Below are 15758 nucleotides of genomic sequence, written 5' to 3'. Positions count from 1 at the left end.
AGGCCACGCTGGGGCTCTATGCGCTATTTGCTGATGTTTCTCTTGTGCGGGCTGCCGATGCTGGCCGGCGCCGTCGAGTTCAATGAAACCACCCGAAGTCTTCCCCTGGGCCGGGTCATGCAAGTACTCGAAGATCCAAGCGGCAATCTCACCATCGCCGAGGCCCGTTCAGCGGCACTCGCCAGTCGCTACACCCCGCACGATAAAGACACCCTGAATGCCGGCTACTCGCGCTCCGCGTTCTGGCTCAAGGTCGACCTGCATTACCTGCCCAAGGATCCCGACGCCCTGCGCACCTGGCTGCTGGAGCTGGCCTATCCGCCCCTTGATCATCTTGAGTTGTACCTGCCCGAGGGTGACGGCGACTATCGCCTGGCCGGGCGCACCGGGGATGCATTGCCCTTTGCCAGCCGTGAGATTCGCCAGAACAATTACCTGTTCACCGTCGACTTCAGTGCGGGCGAGCAGAAAACCCTCTATCTGCGCCTGCAAAGCGAGGGTTCGATCCAGGCGCCGCTGACCCTGTGGTCGAGCACCGCCTACCTGGAAGATCAGCCGCTGCGCCTGTATGTGCTGGGCCTGATCTACGGTGTGCTGCTGGGCATGCTGGTGTACAACCTGTTTATCTACCTCAGCGTGCGCGATACCAGTTACCTCTATTACATCCTCTATATCGCCTCGTTCGGTATGTACCAGCTCTCGGTGAATGGCGCGGCCGTGGAGTATTTCTGGCCCGACAACCCCTGGTGGGCGAATGCGGCGACGCCGTTCCTGATCGGCGCCTCCGCGTTGTTCGGCAGCCTGTTTGCCCGCAGCTTCCTGCACACTGCCCTCTACAGCCGCTGGCTGGACCGGGTGCTGCTGGTGCTGGTGGGGACGGGGGCGGTGGTGATGGTGTTGTCGCTGATGACCAGCTACGCCCTGGCCCTGCGCCTGGCGACCGCGCTAGCCCTGGTTTTCACCGTGACCATCTTTGTCGCCGGGATCAAGGCCTGGTGCTGTGGCCAGCGTGTGGCGCGGTATTTCATCATCGCCTGGTCGGCGTTCCTGATCGGCGGGGTGATCAACACGCTGATGGTGCTGGGCTACCTGCCCAATGTGTTTCTCACCATGTACTCCAGCCAGATCGGCTCGGCCATTGAAGTCGCCCTGTTGTCCCTGGCCCTAGCCGACCGGATCAACGCGATGCGCGAACAGCAGGCGCAAATCCTGTTTGATGCCAGCCAGAAACTGGAAGTGCTCAACCAGCAACTGGCCCACAGCAACCAGTTGAAAGACGAATTCCTCGCGACCCTGACCCATGAACTGCGCACCCCGATGAACGGGGTGATTGGGTCGTTGGAACTGATGCAGACCGAGCCTCTGGCCGGCGACCTGGCGCAGTACCAGCAAACCGCCGCCGGCTCTGCGCGGGACATGATGCGCATGGTCAATGGCATCCTCACCCTCACCGAGTTGCAAGCCGGTCGCCTCAGTGTGCAACCGCAGGTGTTCAGCCTGCGCGGGGTACTCGATACCTTGCGTCAGCAGTTCCTGGGCAATGCCCAGAGCAAGGGGTTGGCGTTCTCCATCGACGTGGCGAGTGAGTTGCCGGATCGCCTGGACGGCGATGCAGGCAAATTGATGCAGTGCCTGGAATGCCTGCTGGATAACGCCTTCAAGTTCACCCACGACGGTGCGGTGCGCGTGCGCGTAGTGGGCCTGCCCCAGGCGGATGGCCATTTGCATCTGACGTTTATCGTTAGCGACTCCGGGATTGGCTTTGCGCAACTGGATGAGGCGACCCTGTATCAGCGCTTCTTCCAGGTGGACGGCTCGACCACCCGCGAATATGGCGGCCTGGGCATTGGCCTGGCGATCTGCCGGCAGTTGATCGAGTTGCTCGGCGGGCGCCTGACCCATCATTCCGAACCGCGTAAGGGCAGCCGATTCCAGCTGGAGGTGGCCGTTATCGCGGTGCCGCCGGAGCCGGCCCGGGCCGTGGACCTGCACCGCGCGCCACAAGACTGCACGGTATTGCTGGTGGAGGACAACTGCGTCACCCAGTTGGTCTTGCGTGGCATGTTGCTCAAGCTCGGTTACCGGGTGAAAGTCGCGGACAGTGGCCCCACGGCCCTGGCGATGCTGCAGGAGGGGGCGTTTGATGCGGTGTTGCTGGATGTGCCCGAAGATGGCTTCTCCCTGTGCTGCCAGATCCGGGCCTTGCCAGGGTGCGGCGAGCTGCCGGTGATCGCCCTGAGCGACGCCCTGCAAGGCAGCGCCCGCCAGCATTGTCACGGCGTCGGCCCGACCGAGCAGTTGCTCAAGCCGGTGCGTTTCGAGCTGTTGCAAGCCGTGTTGCAGCGCCGCCTGCTGTGCCCGCTAGAGGGTGAAAGCGCCGGCAGTTAGGCGCTTATGCCACTTTTTTAAGCGCAGTGACGATGCTTAACTGAATTCAAGGCCTCAATCAACGCGGCCTTTTATCAGGAGGCCCGTCATGAATCTGCACCAGTTCGCCGAAACCCACGACGTTACCAACCAGCCACCGTCACTCGATGGCGCCAATTTGTATCGCCTCGACCTGCCCTTGCAGGAGTGGTCGCGGCGCTTTGGGGCAGGCTGGGCAGAGGCTCGCATCGACGCCTACGGCGCCTTGGCGGGTGGACCGCTGATGGCGGCGGGGTTCCTGGCGAATCAGAACAAGCCGGTGTTCAACAGCCATGATCGCTATGGTCACCGCATTGATCTGGTGGAGTTTCATCCGGCCTATCACGAACTGATGCGCACCGCCGTCGAGCATGGCCTGCCTTCGCTGCCCTGGGCCCATCCCCAGGCGGGTGCCCATGTCGCCCGCGCGGCCATGACCTACCTGCATAGCCAGGCCGAAGCTGGCACGGGGTGCCCGCTGACCATGACCTTCGCCTGCGTGCCGGCCCTGCGCCTGCAGCCGGATCTGGCTGACACCTGGCTGCCGAAAATCCTCAACACTGAATACGACCCGCGCAATGTCGGCATCGCCCATAAAACCGGCGCAACCATCGGCATGGCCATGACCGAGAAACAGGGCGGCACCGATGTCCGGGCCAATACCACCCGCGCCTGCCCCTTGGGCGCCGGCGGCCCAGGCCAACCCTATGAGCTGGTGGGCCATAAGTGGTTCTGTTCGGCGCCGATGTGCGACGCCTTCCTGACCCTGGCCCAGACTGACAAGGGTTTGACCTGTTTCCTACTGCCCCGGCAGCGCCCGGACGATACGCGTAACCAGTTCTATATCCAGCGCCTGAAAAACAAGCTCGGCAACTGCTCCAACGCCTCCAGCGAAGTCGAATTCCGCGGCGCCCTGGCGTGGATGGTCGGCGAAGAAGGCCGTGGCGTACCGACCATTATCGAGATGGTGGCCATGACCCGTTTCGACTGCATGGTTGGCTCCAGTTCCTTGATGCGTCAGGCGCTGACCCAGGCCAGCCATCATTGCGCCCATCGTTTGGTTGGTGGCCGCGTGCTCAGTGAACAGCCGTTGATGCAGAACGTGCTGGCGGACCTGGCCCTGGAAAGCGAAGCGGCCCTGGCCTTGAGCCTGCGCATGGGCCGGGCGCTGGACCATCTGGCCGATGAGCAGGAAGCCAAGTTCGCGCGGCTGGTGACGGCGGTGGGCAAGTATTGGATCTGCAAGCGTGCGCCGGCGATGATCAACGAAGCCGCCGAATGCATGGGCGGCGCCGGCTATGTCGAGGACAGCATCCTGCCGCGCCTGTACCGTGAGGCGCCGGTCAATTCGACGTGGGAAGGTTCCGGCAACGTGCAATGCCTGGACGTGCTGCGGGCCTTGTCGAAAGAGCCCGGTGTGCTGGAGACATTGTTTGTCGAACTGGGCGATGGGCATGGCGATAAACGCCTGGCCCGACATATCGAGCAATTGAAGTCGGCGTTTATGGACACCCAGGATATCCAGTACCGGGCGCGGCAGTTGACCGAGGATATTGCTGTGGCCCTGCAGGCAAAATTGCTGCTGGAGGCGGGCAATGCCAGTGTCAGCGATGGGTTTATAGCCAGCCGCTTGGGCGAATCGTCGGGGCGGGTATATGGCACCTTGCCACGAGGTGTGGATGTGCAGGCCATCGTCGCCCGCTCAACTCCGTCTCTCTGAATAAACCCGGTAAAAAATGTGGGAGCTGGCTTGCCTGCGATAGCGGTGGGTCAGCTACCTCTATATTGGCTGATCCGCCGCCATCGCAGGCAAGCCAGCTCCCACAGCGGTTGCATTGATCTTCAGTGGGCATTCCAATTCAGAGTTTGCGTCTGGCAGCGATGCAGGCAAGATGACCTCCTGCATGTAAGAAAACAGGAAGCCTACCGTGACCGAAGCTTTTGTTGTCGTTCAAACCGCCGAAGAGGCCGTGGACCGGCTGGCGGCTCTGCATGAGCGTGCTACCGGCGCGCTCAACCAGGCCCTCAAGCAATACCTCAAGGATCGCGTCGAGCCCGACGCCGCACAGCGTGCTTTGTTTCGCTATCCGGAACTGCGCCTGACCTACCACTGCCACGGCGAAGTCCCACAGACCACCCGCGCGTATGCCAAGGTGCAGTTGCCGGGCACTTACAGCGTCACCGTCACCCATCCGTCAGCGTTTCGCAAATACCTGCTGGAACAACTGGTGCCGCTGATGCACGACTTCACCGTGACGGTGGAAGTGGGCGTCAGCCAGCAGAACATCCCTTATCCGTACGTGGTCGAGCAGGGTGATGAACTGGCCGGCTCCGGCGTAACGGCCGCGACCCTGGCACGGGTGTTCCCCAGCACCGACCTGTCTGCCGCCACCGATGGCATCGCCGATGGCCTTTATGACTGGGAAAACACCGACCCACTGCCCCTGGCACTGTTCGATGCGGCCCGCGTGGACTTTTCCCTGCGTCGCCTGGTGCACTACACCGGCAGCGACTGGCGCCATGTGCAGCCGTGGATTCTGCTGACCAACTACCACCGCTACGTCGACCAGTTCATCGTCCATGGCCTGGAACAGTTGCGCAGCGACCCACGCTTTATCCGCATGGTGTTGCCGGGCAATGTGATCATCGAAAAAGGCATGGACCATGGCGAAGCGTCTGCCATTGCCGCAGGCGTGGTCTGGCACCGTTATCAGATGCCGGCCTACCACTTGCAGGCCAGTGACGGCCACGGCGTGACCCTGGTCAACATCGGTGTCGGCCCGTCCAACGCCAAGAACATCACCGACCACCTGGCGGTGCTGCGTCCCCATTGCTGGCTGATGATTGGCCACTGTGGTGGCCTGCGCCAATCCCAGACCATCGGTGACTATGTGCTGGCCCACGCTTATATGCGGCGCGACGGCATTCTCGACCGCGTGGTGCCGCCGAACATTCCGATCCCAGCCCTGGCCGAAGTGCAGATGGCATTGCAACAAGCGGCGGCTAACGTCACGGGCGAGAAGGGCGAGCAACTGAAAAAGCGCCTGCGCACCGGTACCGTGTTGACCTACGACGATCGCAACTGGGAACTGCGCTGGGCCCAGGAGCGGCCGCTGATCAACCTGTCCCGCGCCGTGGCCGTGGATATGGAGAGCGGCACCATCGCCGCGCAAGGCTACCGTTTGCGGGTGCCTTACGGCACATTGCTGTGCGTGTCGGATAAGCCGTTGCACAGTGAAATCAAGTTGCCAGGTTCGGCCAACGCGTTCTATGAACGGGCTGTGAGCCAGCACTTGAAGATCGGTATCGAGGCGGTGGACTTGTTGCGCACCGAGCTCAACTCGTTGCACTCGCGCAAACTGCGCAGCTTTGACGAGCCGCCGTTCCGCTAAATAGCGGGGTGGTTATTTAACGGTCAGGCCACTAGCATGGTCGGTCCTGACCGTTAGATGTTCCATTGCCATGTCCCGTCCTGCCCGCCCTGACTCGCGCCGCCCTGGCGTGAAACCTCCCCATGCCGCTGCTCGCCGTGTCGCCAAGGCACCGCCGGCCGAGCCGAAGCTGATCCTGTTCAATAAACCTTTTGATGTGCTGACCCAGTTCAGTGACGAAGGCGGTCGCGCCACGCTCAAGGATTTTATTGATATCCCGGGCATCTACCCGGCTGGACGCCTGGACCGGGACAGTGAAGGCCTGTTGCTGCTGACCAACGATGGCCAGTTACAGGCGCGGATTGCCGACCCCAAGCACAAACTGGCGAAAACCTATTGGGTGCAGGTGGAGGGCGAGCCCACCGAGGAGCATCTGCAACGTCTGCGCACCGGTGTGGAGTTGAACGATGGCATGACCTTGCCGGCTGAAGCCCGGCGACTGGACGAGCCGGTACTCTGGCCCCGCAACCCGCCGGTACGTTTTCGTAAAAACATCCCGACCTATTGGCTGGAGCTGGTGATTCGCGAGGGGCGCAACCGTCAGGTACGACGCATGACCGCCGCCGTAGGCTTGCCGACCTTGCGTCTGGTGCGGGTGAAAATCGGCGACTGGTCGATTGAAGGCCTGGGCCAAGGCCAGTACCGCGAAGTGCCGGCGCGCTTATAAAGCCCCGGACTCGATCAGGCCGATCACCACGCTCTTGATGATAAACGCGGCCACGCCCAGGCCCAGCACGAAGAACAGAATCAGCGAGCCAAAGCGCCCGGCCTTGGATTTCTTCGCCAGGTCCCAGACGATAAAGCCCATGAAAATGATCAGGATGGTGACCAGGCCGGTCATCATCCATTCTTCAAACAGCACGGGGTCAATCGAATTCATTGGGCAGTTTCCGACAAAGGCAGGCGCGGAGTATAAGGCAAGGGGGCAGGTTCAAAGTTGACCTGCGTCGGTGCGTCGCACCCTGATGTCATTGCCTGAACATGGGCAAAAAGTGGCAGCTGGCTTGCCTGCGATAGCGGTGTGCCTGCAAGACCGCTATCGCGGGCAAGCCCGCTCCCACATGGGATGGGTGGGGCGTCTTAGGTCCGCAGGTGAGTCAACGGCAACTCCGTGCTGTTGAGCACCTGGTTCAGCACAAAGCTGGAGCGCACGCTGGTCACGCCCTCAATCCGGGTCAGGTGCCCCAGCAGCAGTTTTTGATAGTGATCCATATCCGGCACCACCACCTTCAGCTGATAGTCGGCATCCATCCCGGTGACCAGGCTGCATTCCAGCACTTGCGGCAAGGTGCGGATCGCCGCTTCAAAGTTCTCGAAACGTTCGGGCGTGTGTCGGTCCATGCCGATCAACACGTAGGCCGTGAGGCTCAGGCCCAGCATCTTGCGGTCGAGCAGGGCGACCTGGCGTGAGATGTAGCCGTCGTCCTCCAATTGCTTGACCCGGCGTGAGCAGGGTGACGGTGACAGGCCGATCCGCTCGGCCAGCTCCTGGTTGGAGATCCTCGCGTCGCGCTGTAATTCCGCCAAAATACTCAGGTCGTATCGGTCAAGTTTGCTCATGGGGCTGGCCTTTGTCGTAACTATTGCTGCGAATTATCTATCCAGGGTTAAAAATTGCGCAAGCACTGTTTATTGACGCAATCTTCGCAATCATCTGTCGGGCCCTCACGCCTATGATTACCAACAGAATCACTGCCCGGACATAGAGTCCACAGCAGCCCGCCCAATCAGGCCGGCTGCGGCCCGCCAACCCCACCGGGTTGTGCCGGCCCCCGGGCTGCACACTGTCCACAAGACGGCGTGAGGTGAGCCAACGTCATAAGCGTTGAGCCAGGACGAAGTTCTCAAGGGGCGACCGACGGGTCGCCCCTTTTCTTTTGCCGGCGAAAATTGTGCTGGTGACTGATAACCTGTCGCAGAACCGGGCCCGGCTTTTCCAGTCTCATGCACAGGCCCTAATCCGCAGTGAGGAATAGCATGAAGCGCATCTGGCGTTTGGCAGGTGTAGGTGTGTTGATGGTCACCTTGGGCACGCAGGTGATGGCCGACGAACGAGACAACGCACCCCGCCAGGGGCAAGGCCCGCAGGGCGGTGGTGGACCGCGTGAGCGGGGGCCGGAACACAGCCAGCCGCGCCCGCAAAACCAACCGGTAGAGCGCGCCGGCCAGAACGGCCAGTGGCAGGCTCGCCCTCAAGGTAATGAAGCGCCGCGCCCGGCACCGCAGGCGGGGAGCAATCTGCCGATCCAGGGCCGGCCCGATTCCGTGGGCCAGACCCAGGAGCCGCGCCAGGGCAACTACCGTGACATTCCCCGGCGCAATGATGGCAACCAGCATTGGCAAACCGGTGGCCCTGGCTCGCGGCCTGGCTACAACGGCCACCCCAATGATAACCGCTGGCCAGGCCGCCCCGACGGCCATGGCAACGGCTGGGGCCCCGGCCCGCAGTATCGGCCCGGCTACACGGTGGACCGCTTCCCCGACCGCAATTACCGTGTGCCCTATCGCGGCCAGGATTACTTTTTCTCGGGCGGCTATTGGTACCGGCCCCAGGGCCCGCGCTATGTTGTGGTCACGCCGCCCTATGGGATCCGCGTGCATTACCTGCCGGACTATGCGCGTGAAGTGTGGGTCGGCAGTGCGCTGTTTTTTCTCGCCGCTGGCGCCTATTACAGCTACGAGACCAGCACCCAGCAGTACGTGGTGGTGCAACCGCCGGTGGCCATGCCGCCGCAGCCGACGCCCCAGGGCAACGGGTATGACGTAGTGGCCTATCCCGCCAATGGCCAATCTCCCGCCCAGGTGCAGCAGGACGGTTACGATTGCTATCGCTGGGCGGTGCAGCAAAGTGGCTTCGACCCCCAGACCGTCACCTACGCGCCTGCGCCGGCGGTGGTGCAAACCTACCGCCAGGCCCAGGGCAACTGCCTGAGCAGTCGCGGGTACCAGGTGACCTACTAGGCCTTGCTGCCCGTGACCACTTCCTGCGGGTCGGCGTGCACCAGCACCTCGGCCCGTGGGTAGGCCTGATGGATGGCATCGGCGGCCTGGTCGCTGATGCCATGGGCTACCGACAAGCTCAACTCCCCCGGCAACTCCAGATGCAACTGCACAAACCAGTGGTTGCCGGAAATCCGCGTGCGCAAATCATGGGCACCCAGTACGCCGGGCACGCTACAGGCCAGTTCCAGCATGTGCTGGCTGACGTCTGCCGGCAGTTCTTCGTCCATCAGCACGGCAAAGCTTTCCCGGGCGATCTGGATCGCGCTCCACAAAATGTACAGGGCGATCGCCAGGCCAAACCAGGCATCGACCTGATGCCAGCCGAAGGCCGCCAGCACCAGCGCCAATAGAATGCTGCCATTGAGCAGCAAGTCGGAACGGTAGTGCAGCGAGTCGGCGCGCACCGCGTTCGAGCCGGTTTCGCGGATCACCCGGTGTTGCACGGCCAGCAGCGCCACGGTCAGCACCAGCGACATCACAATCACTGCAATACTCAGCCAGGGCGCGCCTACGGGTTCCGGGTGCTGCAGGCGTTGGTACGCCTGGAAGGCGATCAATACCGCGCTGCCGGCGATAAACAGCGCCTGGGCCATGCCCGCCAGGGATTCCGCCTTGCCATGGCCGTAGCGGTGATCATCATCCGCCGGGCGCAGCGCGTAATGCACCGCCAGCAGGTTGAGCAGTGACGTCACGCCGTCGAGCAGCGAATCGGTCAGCCCGGCCAACATGCTCACCGAACCACTGAACCACCAGGCGATGGCTTTGCCGATAATCAGAATACTGGCCACGCCGACCGAGGCGCGGGTGGCCAGGCGCAATAGCCGGGCGTGTTCGGTGCTGGTGTTCATGGGGCAATCAGGTCCTTACGCAGCAGGTTGCAGGCCCAGGGACGCGAGTTGTTGCACGCTGCCCTTGAACTGGATCAGGCGCGGGTCGTCCAGCGGCAGGTTGCGGCCGGTTTCGTGCTCGATGATGGTTTGCAGCTTGGTGTTATCCACCTTGCCGTCGGCGCCGATGGCTTCTTGCAGTTTTTCGGGGGCCACTTGTGCGGTTTTGCCGGGCTCGAAGTAAATCGCGCCGGTGGCGAAGTCCACGCCAAAGGCGATCAGGCCGGGGATCACATAAAACAGCAGGCCGACCGCGTCGAGCACGGCAATTGCCGGGTCGATCTTGCCGTCGATCTGGCCACGGCGATCAGGATAGAAAATCGAACCGCAGGCCGTCAGTTGGCTCAACAGGGTGACGGCCAGAACACCGCCGATGACACGGGAAGCAATACGCATGAGACTCTCCTGAACACTTGTAGGGTGTGACTATAAAGCAGATCTACCAGGTGCCCCCCTCTAATGTGGGAGCCTTTCCAAAGGGACATGGCCGCGCCTGAGAGACCACCGATATCCAGCCGTTCGCCGTTATACTCGCCGCTCTGCTTTGGAGCCAGTATGAATTCGTTGCCAATCGATGATGTTTTACCCGCCTTGCGTGAAGCCTTGGCGACGCGCCATGAAGCCGTGCTCGAAGCACCGCCCGGCGCCGGTAAGACCACGCGGGTGCCGTTGGCGCTGTTGCACGAAACCTGGCTGGCCGGGCAAACCATCCTGATGCTTGAACCCCGCCGGCTCGCCGCCCGCGCCGCAGCCGAACGCCTGGCCAGTGAGCTGGGGGAAAAGGTCGGGGAAACCGTCGGCTACCGGATCCGCCTGGACAGCAAGGTCGGCCCCAACACTCGTATTGAAGTGGTCACCGAAGGCATCCTCACCCGGCGCCTGCAGGATGACCCGGCACTGGATGGCGTGGGCCTGCTGATCTTCGACGAATTCCACGAGCGTAGCCTCGACGCCGACCTGGCGCTGGCCCTGAGCCTCAATGGCCGCGAGCTGTTTCGCGATGAACAACCGCTGAAAATCCTGCTGATGTCCGCCACCCTTGAAGGCGAACGGCTGTCAGGGCTGCTCGACGACGCGCCGATTCTGCGCAGTGAAGGGCGCATGTACCCGGTGCAGATGCGCTGGGGGCGGCCGTTCCAGCCTGGGGAATTTATCGAGCCGCGGTTGGTGCAGACCATTCTTGAAGCCCTGCACGACGAAACCGGCAGCGTGCTGGTGTTTCTGCCGGGGCAGGCGGAGATTCGCCGGGTTCATCAACAGTTGGCGGATGCCCTCGGTGAGCGCGGCGATGTGCTGCTGTGCCCGCTGCATGGCGAGCTTGACCTGGCAGCGCAGCGAGCGGCCATCGACCCGGCGCCGGCGGGCAAGCGCAAGGTGGTACTGGCCACTAACATCGCCGAGACCAGCCTGACCATCAATGGCGTGCGGGTGGTGATCGACGCCGGGCTGGCGCGGGTTCCGCGTTTCGACCCCGGCAGCGGCATGAGCCGTCTCGACACCCAGCGCATCTCCCGCGCCAGCGCCACCCAGCGTGCCGGCCGGGCCGGGCGGCTGGAGCCGGGCGTGTGCTATCGGTTGTGGTCCGAGGACCAGCATGAAGGGCTGGCGGCCTATGGCAGCGCGGAAATTCTCTCGGCAGACCTGGCTGGCCTGGCCCTGCAACTGGCGCGCTGGGGCGTGACGCCAACACAATTGGTGTGGCTCGATGTGCCACCCACTGCCGCTTATGCCCAGGCCCAGGACTTGCTCGAACGCCTGGGGGCGCTCAAGGACGCGACCTTGACCCCCCACGGACAGAAAATGGCCAGCCTGCCGGCGCACCCGCGTATCGCCCATTTGTTGTTGCGCGGCCAGGACCTGGGGCTGGCGAACATGGCGTGTGATGTTGCCGCGCTGCTGGGCGAGCGCGACATCTTGCGCGGTGCCGGTGCGGATGTGCACAGTCGTCTGGCCTTGTTGTCCGGAGAGGAACGCGCCCGTGGCACTCAAGGCGGCGTACAGCGGGCCCGGCAATTGGCCCGGCAATATCGCGGCTATCTAAGAGGCAAGGCCGAACAGCCGGTGGCTGATCCCGATCACCCGCGTTGGCTGGGGGCGCTGCTGGCGCTGGCCTACCCGGACCGGGTGGCCCAACAACGCCGTGCGGGCGGTGCCGAATATCGTCTGGCCAACGGGCGCGCCGCGCTGTTTGCCGAAGCCGACAGCCTGATGAAGCAGCCGTGGCTGGTCATCGCCGACCTGGGCAGCCGCCAGGGCCAGCGTGAAGAGCGGATTTACCTGGCTGCAGACTTCGACCCGACGCTGTTCGACTCGGTATTGGCCGAACAGGTGCGCTGTTTCGACCAGCTGGATTGGGACGAGCGCGAAGGCGTGTTGCGTGCCGAACGCCAGCGCAAGGTCGGTGAACTGGTACTCAGTCGCGAGCCGCTGACCGGCCTGGACGAGTCCGCCCGCAGCCAGGCGCTGGTCAACCTGGTGCGGCGCAAAGGCCTGGAACTGCTGCCCTGGACCCCGGAGCTGCGCCAGTGGCAGGCCCGTGTCATGCTGCTGCGCCAACTGGACTCCGGCAAGCCCGGCGAATGGCCCGACGTCAGCGACAGCGCGTTGCTCGCCAGCCTGGAACATTGGCTGATGCCGTACCTGGGCAAGGTCTCGCGCTTGAGCCATTTCGCCAACCTGGATCTTTCCAGCTTCCTGCATAACCTGCTGCCCTGGCCGCTGCCCCAGCGCCTGGATGAACTGGCGCCCCATCATTTGAAGGTGCCTTCGGGCTCATCGGTGCGCCTGGACTATAGCGAGCATCCGCCGATTCTCGCGGTGCGCCTGCAGGAACTGTTTGGCCTGGCCGATACCCCGCGCATCGCCGGTGGACGGCAGGTGGTGAAGTTGCACTTGTTATCGCCAGCGCGGCGTCCGGTGCAGGTGACCCAGGATCTGGCGAACTTCTGGCGCAGTACCTACGCCGAGGTGAAGAAGGATCTGAAGGGGCGGTATCCCAAGCATTACTGGCCCGATGACCCGTTGGTGGCAGAAGCGACCGCGCGGATCAAGCCGCGCAAGTAATCATGCTTAATATCTGAATGTAGGAGCTGGCCTGCGATAGCGATCTGTCCGCCAGAACCTGGCCAACTGACCCAGCGCTATCGCAGGCAAGCCAGCTCCTACACCAACCCTATTCCACATCGGGTCGTGTGCTGTGGGCTATTGCGCGGCGGGCAGCAGGAACCGTGCAATCACCGGCAAATGATTGGAAATACGCAATGTATCGTCCTGCCGCACCCGCGCTTCAACCTTCTTCAACCTCGGGCTATAGAACAGATAATCCACCGTACGGTCCGGCCCATCGAGGCCCGGGTCATTGGGGAAGTGGGTCAGCCACTGGGCGCGGTCGATCCCGCTGGATTGACTGTTGCTGGGGACCATCGGGTATTTGTCCCACAACAGATGCAGCTCACTGTCCGGCGAATACTGCCCGCGTCTGTCGGCGTCCAGGCGCAGGAACTGCCCCAGGGGCAACAGATTGAAATCCCCGCCAATCAGCCACGGCGTGCCCCGGCTTTCGAACTTATCCAGCAGCTTGATGGTCGCCTCGACCTGCTCGCGCACCGCGCTGTGGCCGGGGGCGGCGTTGTCCAGGCGGGTGTTGAGCACCGCCAGTTGGCCCCCGTCGCTCAACGGCAGGTAACTGAGCAGCAGCGCGGGCTTGGGTTGAAACTGACGGCTGATCAGGTTGGCCGGGGCCACCGGCAGTTGCAGGCGTTCGGCATGTTCGATCTGGTAGCGGCTGAGGGTCACCAGCTTGCGGCCGACACTGCCGAAGATATGCCGGTCGGGCACAAAGTCGGCTTTCCAGTCGAAGGCCTCGACGCTGCACGGGTAGAGGTCCACCAGCCGCTCCTGAAGCAGCGCCAGTTGGTCCTGGTAGTGGGATGGCTTGGCGCCTTCGTCCAGTTCCTGCAGCAACAGTACGTCCGGTTGCTCGTCACGGATCACCCGCGCCACTTCGTCCAGGCTGGAGGCCATGTCTTCAGGGGTGGGGCGCTCGTCCGGGCCACTGCCGTCGGGGGTGTCGTACCAGAACACATAGTTCTTGCCCGCCAGGTATTGCACGTTCCAGGTCATCACCTTGAGTGCCTGGCCGGGCAGCAGCGTCGGCGCACGCGGGGCCACGCAGCTGACGGGTAGGGTCTGTTTGTCGGCGGGGCGCCAGGTCAGGCTGTAGATCAGGGCCGTCAGCAAGCCTGCGAGGATCAGCAGGCCTACCAGGGTTTTACGCAGTAAACGGGTCATCGGCTCGCCTTATGGCGCTGCGGGACAGGCCCCGAGCATACCCGACCGGTGGCCGGGAGCCCAGGGAGCACGTTAGCGAGCGTCGGCATCACCGGCGATCAGCATGAACAGGCGGAACAGCACTACGCTGGTAAACAGCTGCAAGAAGCTATGGGCACTGTCGATCAGCACCGCCAGCAGCGGGTTCTGCGGGTCGGGCCAGGCTGCGACGCTGGCACCCTTGAGCAGCCACAGTGGGGTCATCACGCACAACAGGCAGACCAGGATGCGCAGAAAATGCCCACGGGTCAGACGGAAACTTTCCTTCATCGCCGCCAGCGCGGGCATCCCGCGCAGCACCAGCAAGTACTCGGCGAAGGCCAGGGTGACCATCAGCCACAGCCCCGGCAGGAAATACAACGACAGCCCCAGCAGAATCAGCAGGGTGCTCATGGCCGTCAGCAACGCGTAGCGTGGCCACAAGGTCAGCGCCATGGCCAGCACGGCGGCGGTGCGCGGCGACTCGCCACGGCTGCGGGCGTCGAGAAACAGGATCAGGGCGGCGGTGTACAGCGGATACACCAGCAAACCCACGATCATGCTGTAGCCGGTAAACGCCTCCGGGCCCAGGGTGCGATCGAGCACTTGTTGCAGCACGGCCTCGAGGATCACCAAGGGCAGGCACAACTGCACGATGGCGCCCAGGTTGCGCTGGAAAAAGTAGAAAGAGTCGCGCAGAACGGTCAACGGATTCATCAAAGTCATCACAGGCGGAAAAAGCAGCGGACACTTTAACCGATCACCGACAAACGTAAACCTTGGGTAAAGATCATTGAAACGCCGCAGGCCAGCCCCATTACTGGTGGCGTACCTTGCCCATTGCGGGCGGGACGCAGATTTTTACCGGCAATCTAACGAGGTCGCCATGAACAGCGAAGAGCAAACCCTGATCGACGGACTGTTTTCACGGTTGCAGCAAGCCGAAACGGACTCAGCCCCCCGCGACGCCCAGGCAGAAGCGCGGATCAAGGAGCACATCACTCGCCAACCGGCCGCCGGGTATTTCATGACTCAGGCGATTCTGGTGCAGGAAGCCGCGATCAAAAGCCTGGATGCGCAGAACAAGCAGCAGGCGCAACAGATCCAGCAATTGCAGGATGAACTGCAACGGGCCAAGACAACGCAGCCGGCCACCAGCGGTGGTGGGTTCCTGTCGAGCATCTTTGGCGGCAGCTCCCGCGAGCCGCAGCCTGCGCCGAGCGCGCCGGCCTCTGGCGCGGGTGGTTGGCGCGAGCCGACTCGGCCCGGCTTCAGCGCGCCGACGCCGCAACAGAGCTTTGGCACCCCACAACAGAACTATCAGCAACCCCAGCAGGCGGCGCCCGCAGGTGGTGGTTTTCTCGGTGGCGCCCTGAAAACCGCCGCCGGGGTGGCCGGGGGGGTGATGCTGGCCCAAGGCATCAGCAGCCTGTTCAGCCACAACCAGCAGACGCAGGTGGTGGAAGAGATCGTTCGCGAAGAGCCGGCACCTGCCAGTGACAACGGCGGCTGGGGCAATGACGAGCAGCGTTTCGCTGACAATGACAGCGCCGACAGCGGTTATGCCGACGATTCTTCCTTCTTTGGCGACGACGACTCCTTCGTCTGACACCCACTGAACCGGGGCGCGCTGTCGCCCCGGTCTGATTTTTCTCGGAAACCTCCTCTTGGCTGGCATACTGACGACCTTTGCGGGCCATCACGTCCGCCAGTGCGATGAGGA

The 15758-nt window shown here is 63.0% G+C and carries 13 protein-coding genes; 7 read left to right on the top strand and 6 right to left on the bottom strand.

The window, feature by feature from the left end; all coding sequences use genetic code 11:
• The first annotated feature begins 18 nt into the window (after positions 1 to 18).
• The 4 genes from HBR93_RS03105 to HBR93_RS03090 all read left to right on the top strand — a co-directional run bounded on the left by HBR93_RS03105 (position 19) and on the right by HBR93_RS03090 (position 6504).
• Complete coding sequence (locus tag HBR93_RS03105; protein WP_120734189.1) at positions 19 to 2388, top strand: 7TM diverse intracellular signaling domain-containing protein; 2370 nt, start codon at positions 19 to 21, stop codon at positions 2386 to 2388.
• A gap of 88 nt (positions 2389 to 2476) precedes the next feature.
• Complete coding sequence (locus HBR93_RS03100; RefSeq protein ID WP_169959807.1) at positions 2477 to 4126, top strand: acyl-CoA dehydrogenase family protein; 1650 nt, start codon at positions 2477 to 2479, stop codon at positions 4124 to 4126.
• 208 nt (positions 4127 to 4334) lie between these two features.
• Complete coding sequence (gene amn, locus HBR93_RS03095) at positions 4335 to 5798, top strand: AMP nucleosidase (protein WP_057960680.1); 1464 nt, start codon at positions 4335 to 4337, stop codon at positions 5796 to 5798.
• A gap of 70 nt (positions 5799 to 5868) precedes the next feature.
• The gene (locus tag HBR93_RS03090; protein WP_262377233.1) at positions 5869 to 6504 is read left to right on the top strand and encodes a pseudouridine synthase; all 636 of its coding nucleotides are present in this window, start codon (positions 5869 to 5871) and stop codon (positions 6502 to 6504) included.
• Here HBR93_RS03090 and HBR93_RS03085 read toward each other — a convergent pair.
• Complete coding sequence (locus tag HBR93_RS03085) at positions 6499 to 6708, bottom strand: DUF2788 domain-containing protein (RefSeq protein ID WP_057439039.1); 210 nt, start codon at positions 6706 to 6708, stop codon at positions 6499 to 6501. The two genes, HBR93_RS03090 and HBR93_RS03085, sit on opposite strands and share 6 nt — an antisense overlap.
• A 209-nt stretch (positions 6709 to 6917) precedes the next feature.
• Positions 6918 to 7397 carry an Lrp/AsnC family transcriptional regulator gene (locus HBR93_RS03080; protein ID WP_003176264.1) on the bottom strand — a complete coding sequence of 160 codons (480 nt, stop codon included), beginning with the start codon at positions 7395 to 7397 and terminating at the stop codon, positions 6918 to 6920.
• 417 nt (positions 7398 to 7814) lie between these two features.
• Here HBR93_RS03080 and HBR93_RS03075 point away from each other — a divergent pair, with 417 nt between their 5' ends.
• Positions 7815 to 8798: a DUF6515 family protein gene (locus HBR93_RS03075; RefSeq protein WP_169959806.1), complete on the top strand. Its 984-nt coding sequence runs from the start codon at positions 7815 to 7817 to the stop codon at positions 8796 to 8798.
• Here HBR93_RS03075 and HBR93_RS03070 read toward each other — a convergent pair.
• Together HBR93_RS03070 and HBR93_RS03065 are read right to left on the bottom strand one after the other, a co-directional pair.
• Positions 8795 to 9688 (bottom strand): cation diffusion facilitator family transporter, encoded by an 894-nt coding sequence (locus HBR93_RS03070; RefSeq protein ID WP_057439024.1) that lies wholly within the window; start codon positions 9686 to 9688, stop codon positions 8795 to 8797. The genes HBR93_RS03075 and HBR93_RS03070 overlap by 4 nt on opposite strands.
• Positions 9689 to 9703: 15 nt before the next feature.
• A complete protein-coding gene (locus HBR93_RS03065) occupies positions 9704 to 10123 on the bottom strand; it encodes a hypothetical protein (protein ID WP_057439025.1) in 420 nt (139 codons plus the stop codon).
• Positions 10124 to 10282: 159 nt separating this feature from the next.
• On the opposite strand from HBR93_RS03065, the gene hrpB reads away from it, so the two are divergent.
• Positions 10283 to 12790: an ATP-dependent helicase HrpB gene (hrpB, locus tag HBR93_RS03060; RefSeq protein ID WP_115129062.1), complete on the top strand. Its 2508-nt coding sequence runs from the start codon at positions 10283 to 10285 to the stop codon at positions 12788 to 12790.
• A gap of 138 nt (positions 12791 to 12928) precedes the next feature.
• Here hrpB and HBR93_RS03055 read toward each other — a convergent pair whose 3' ends face one another.
• The gene (locus HBR93_RS03055; protein ID WP_115129061.1) at positions 12929 to 14017 is read right to left on the bottom strand and encodes an endonuclease/exonuclease/phosphatase family protein; all 1089 of its coding nucleotides are present in this window, start codon (positions 14015 to 14017) and stop codon (positions 12929 to 12931) included.
• Between the two features lie 72 nt (positions 14018 to 14089).
• Positions 14090 to 14752, bottom strand: coding sequence for a YciC family protein (locus tag HBR93_RS03050; protein ID WP_057441178.1), 663 nt, complete (start codon positions 14750 to 14752; stop codon positions 14090 to 14092).
• A gap of 169 nt (positions 14753 to 14921) precedes the next feature.
• Here HBR93_RS03050 and HBR93_RS03045 point away from each other — a divergent pair, with 169 nt between their 5' ends.
• Positions 14922 to 15644 (top strand): DUF2076 domain-containing protein, encoded by a 723-nt coding sequence (locus HBR93_RS03045; protein ID WP_169959805.1) that lies wholly within the window; start codon positions 14922 to 14924, stop codon positions 15642 to 15644.
• The last annotated feature ends 114 nt before the right edge of the window (positions 15645 to 15758 follow it).

Origin of the sequence: Pseudomonas sp. WS 5411, from assembly GCF_012985595.1 — a bacterium.
In the GTDB taxonomy this organism is placed as follows: Bacteria; Pseudomonadota; Gammaproteobacteria; order Pseudomonadales; family Pseudomonadaceae; genus Aquipseudomonas; species Aquipseudomonas shahriarae.
Note: the sequence above shows the minus strand (reverse complement) of the source record. Positions and strands in the feature narration are given on the sequence as shown.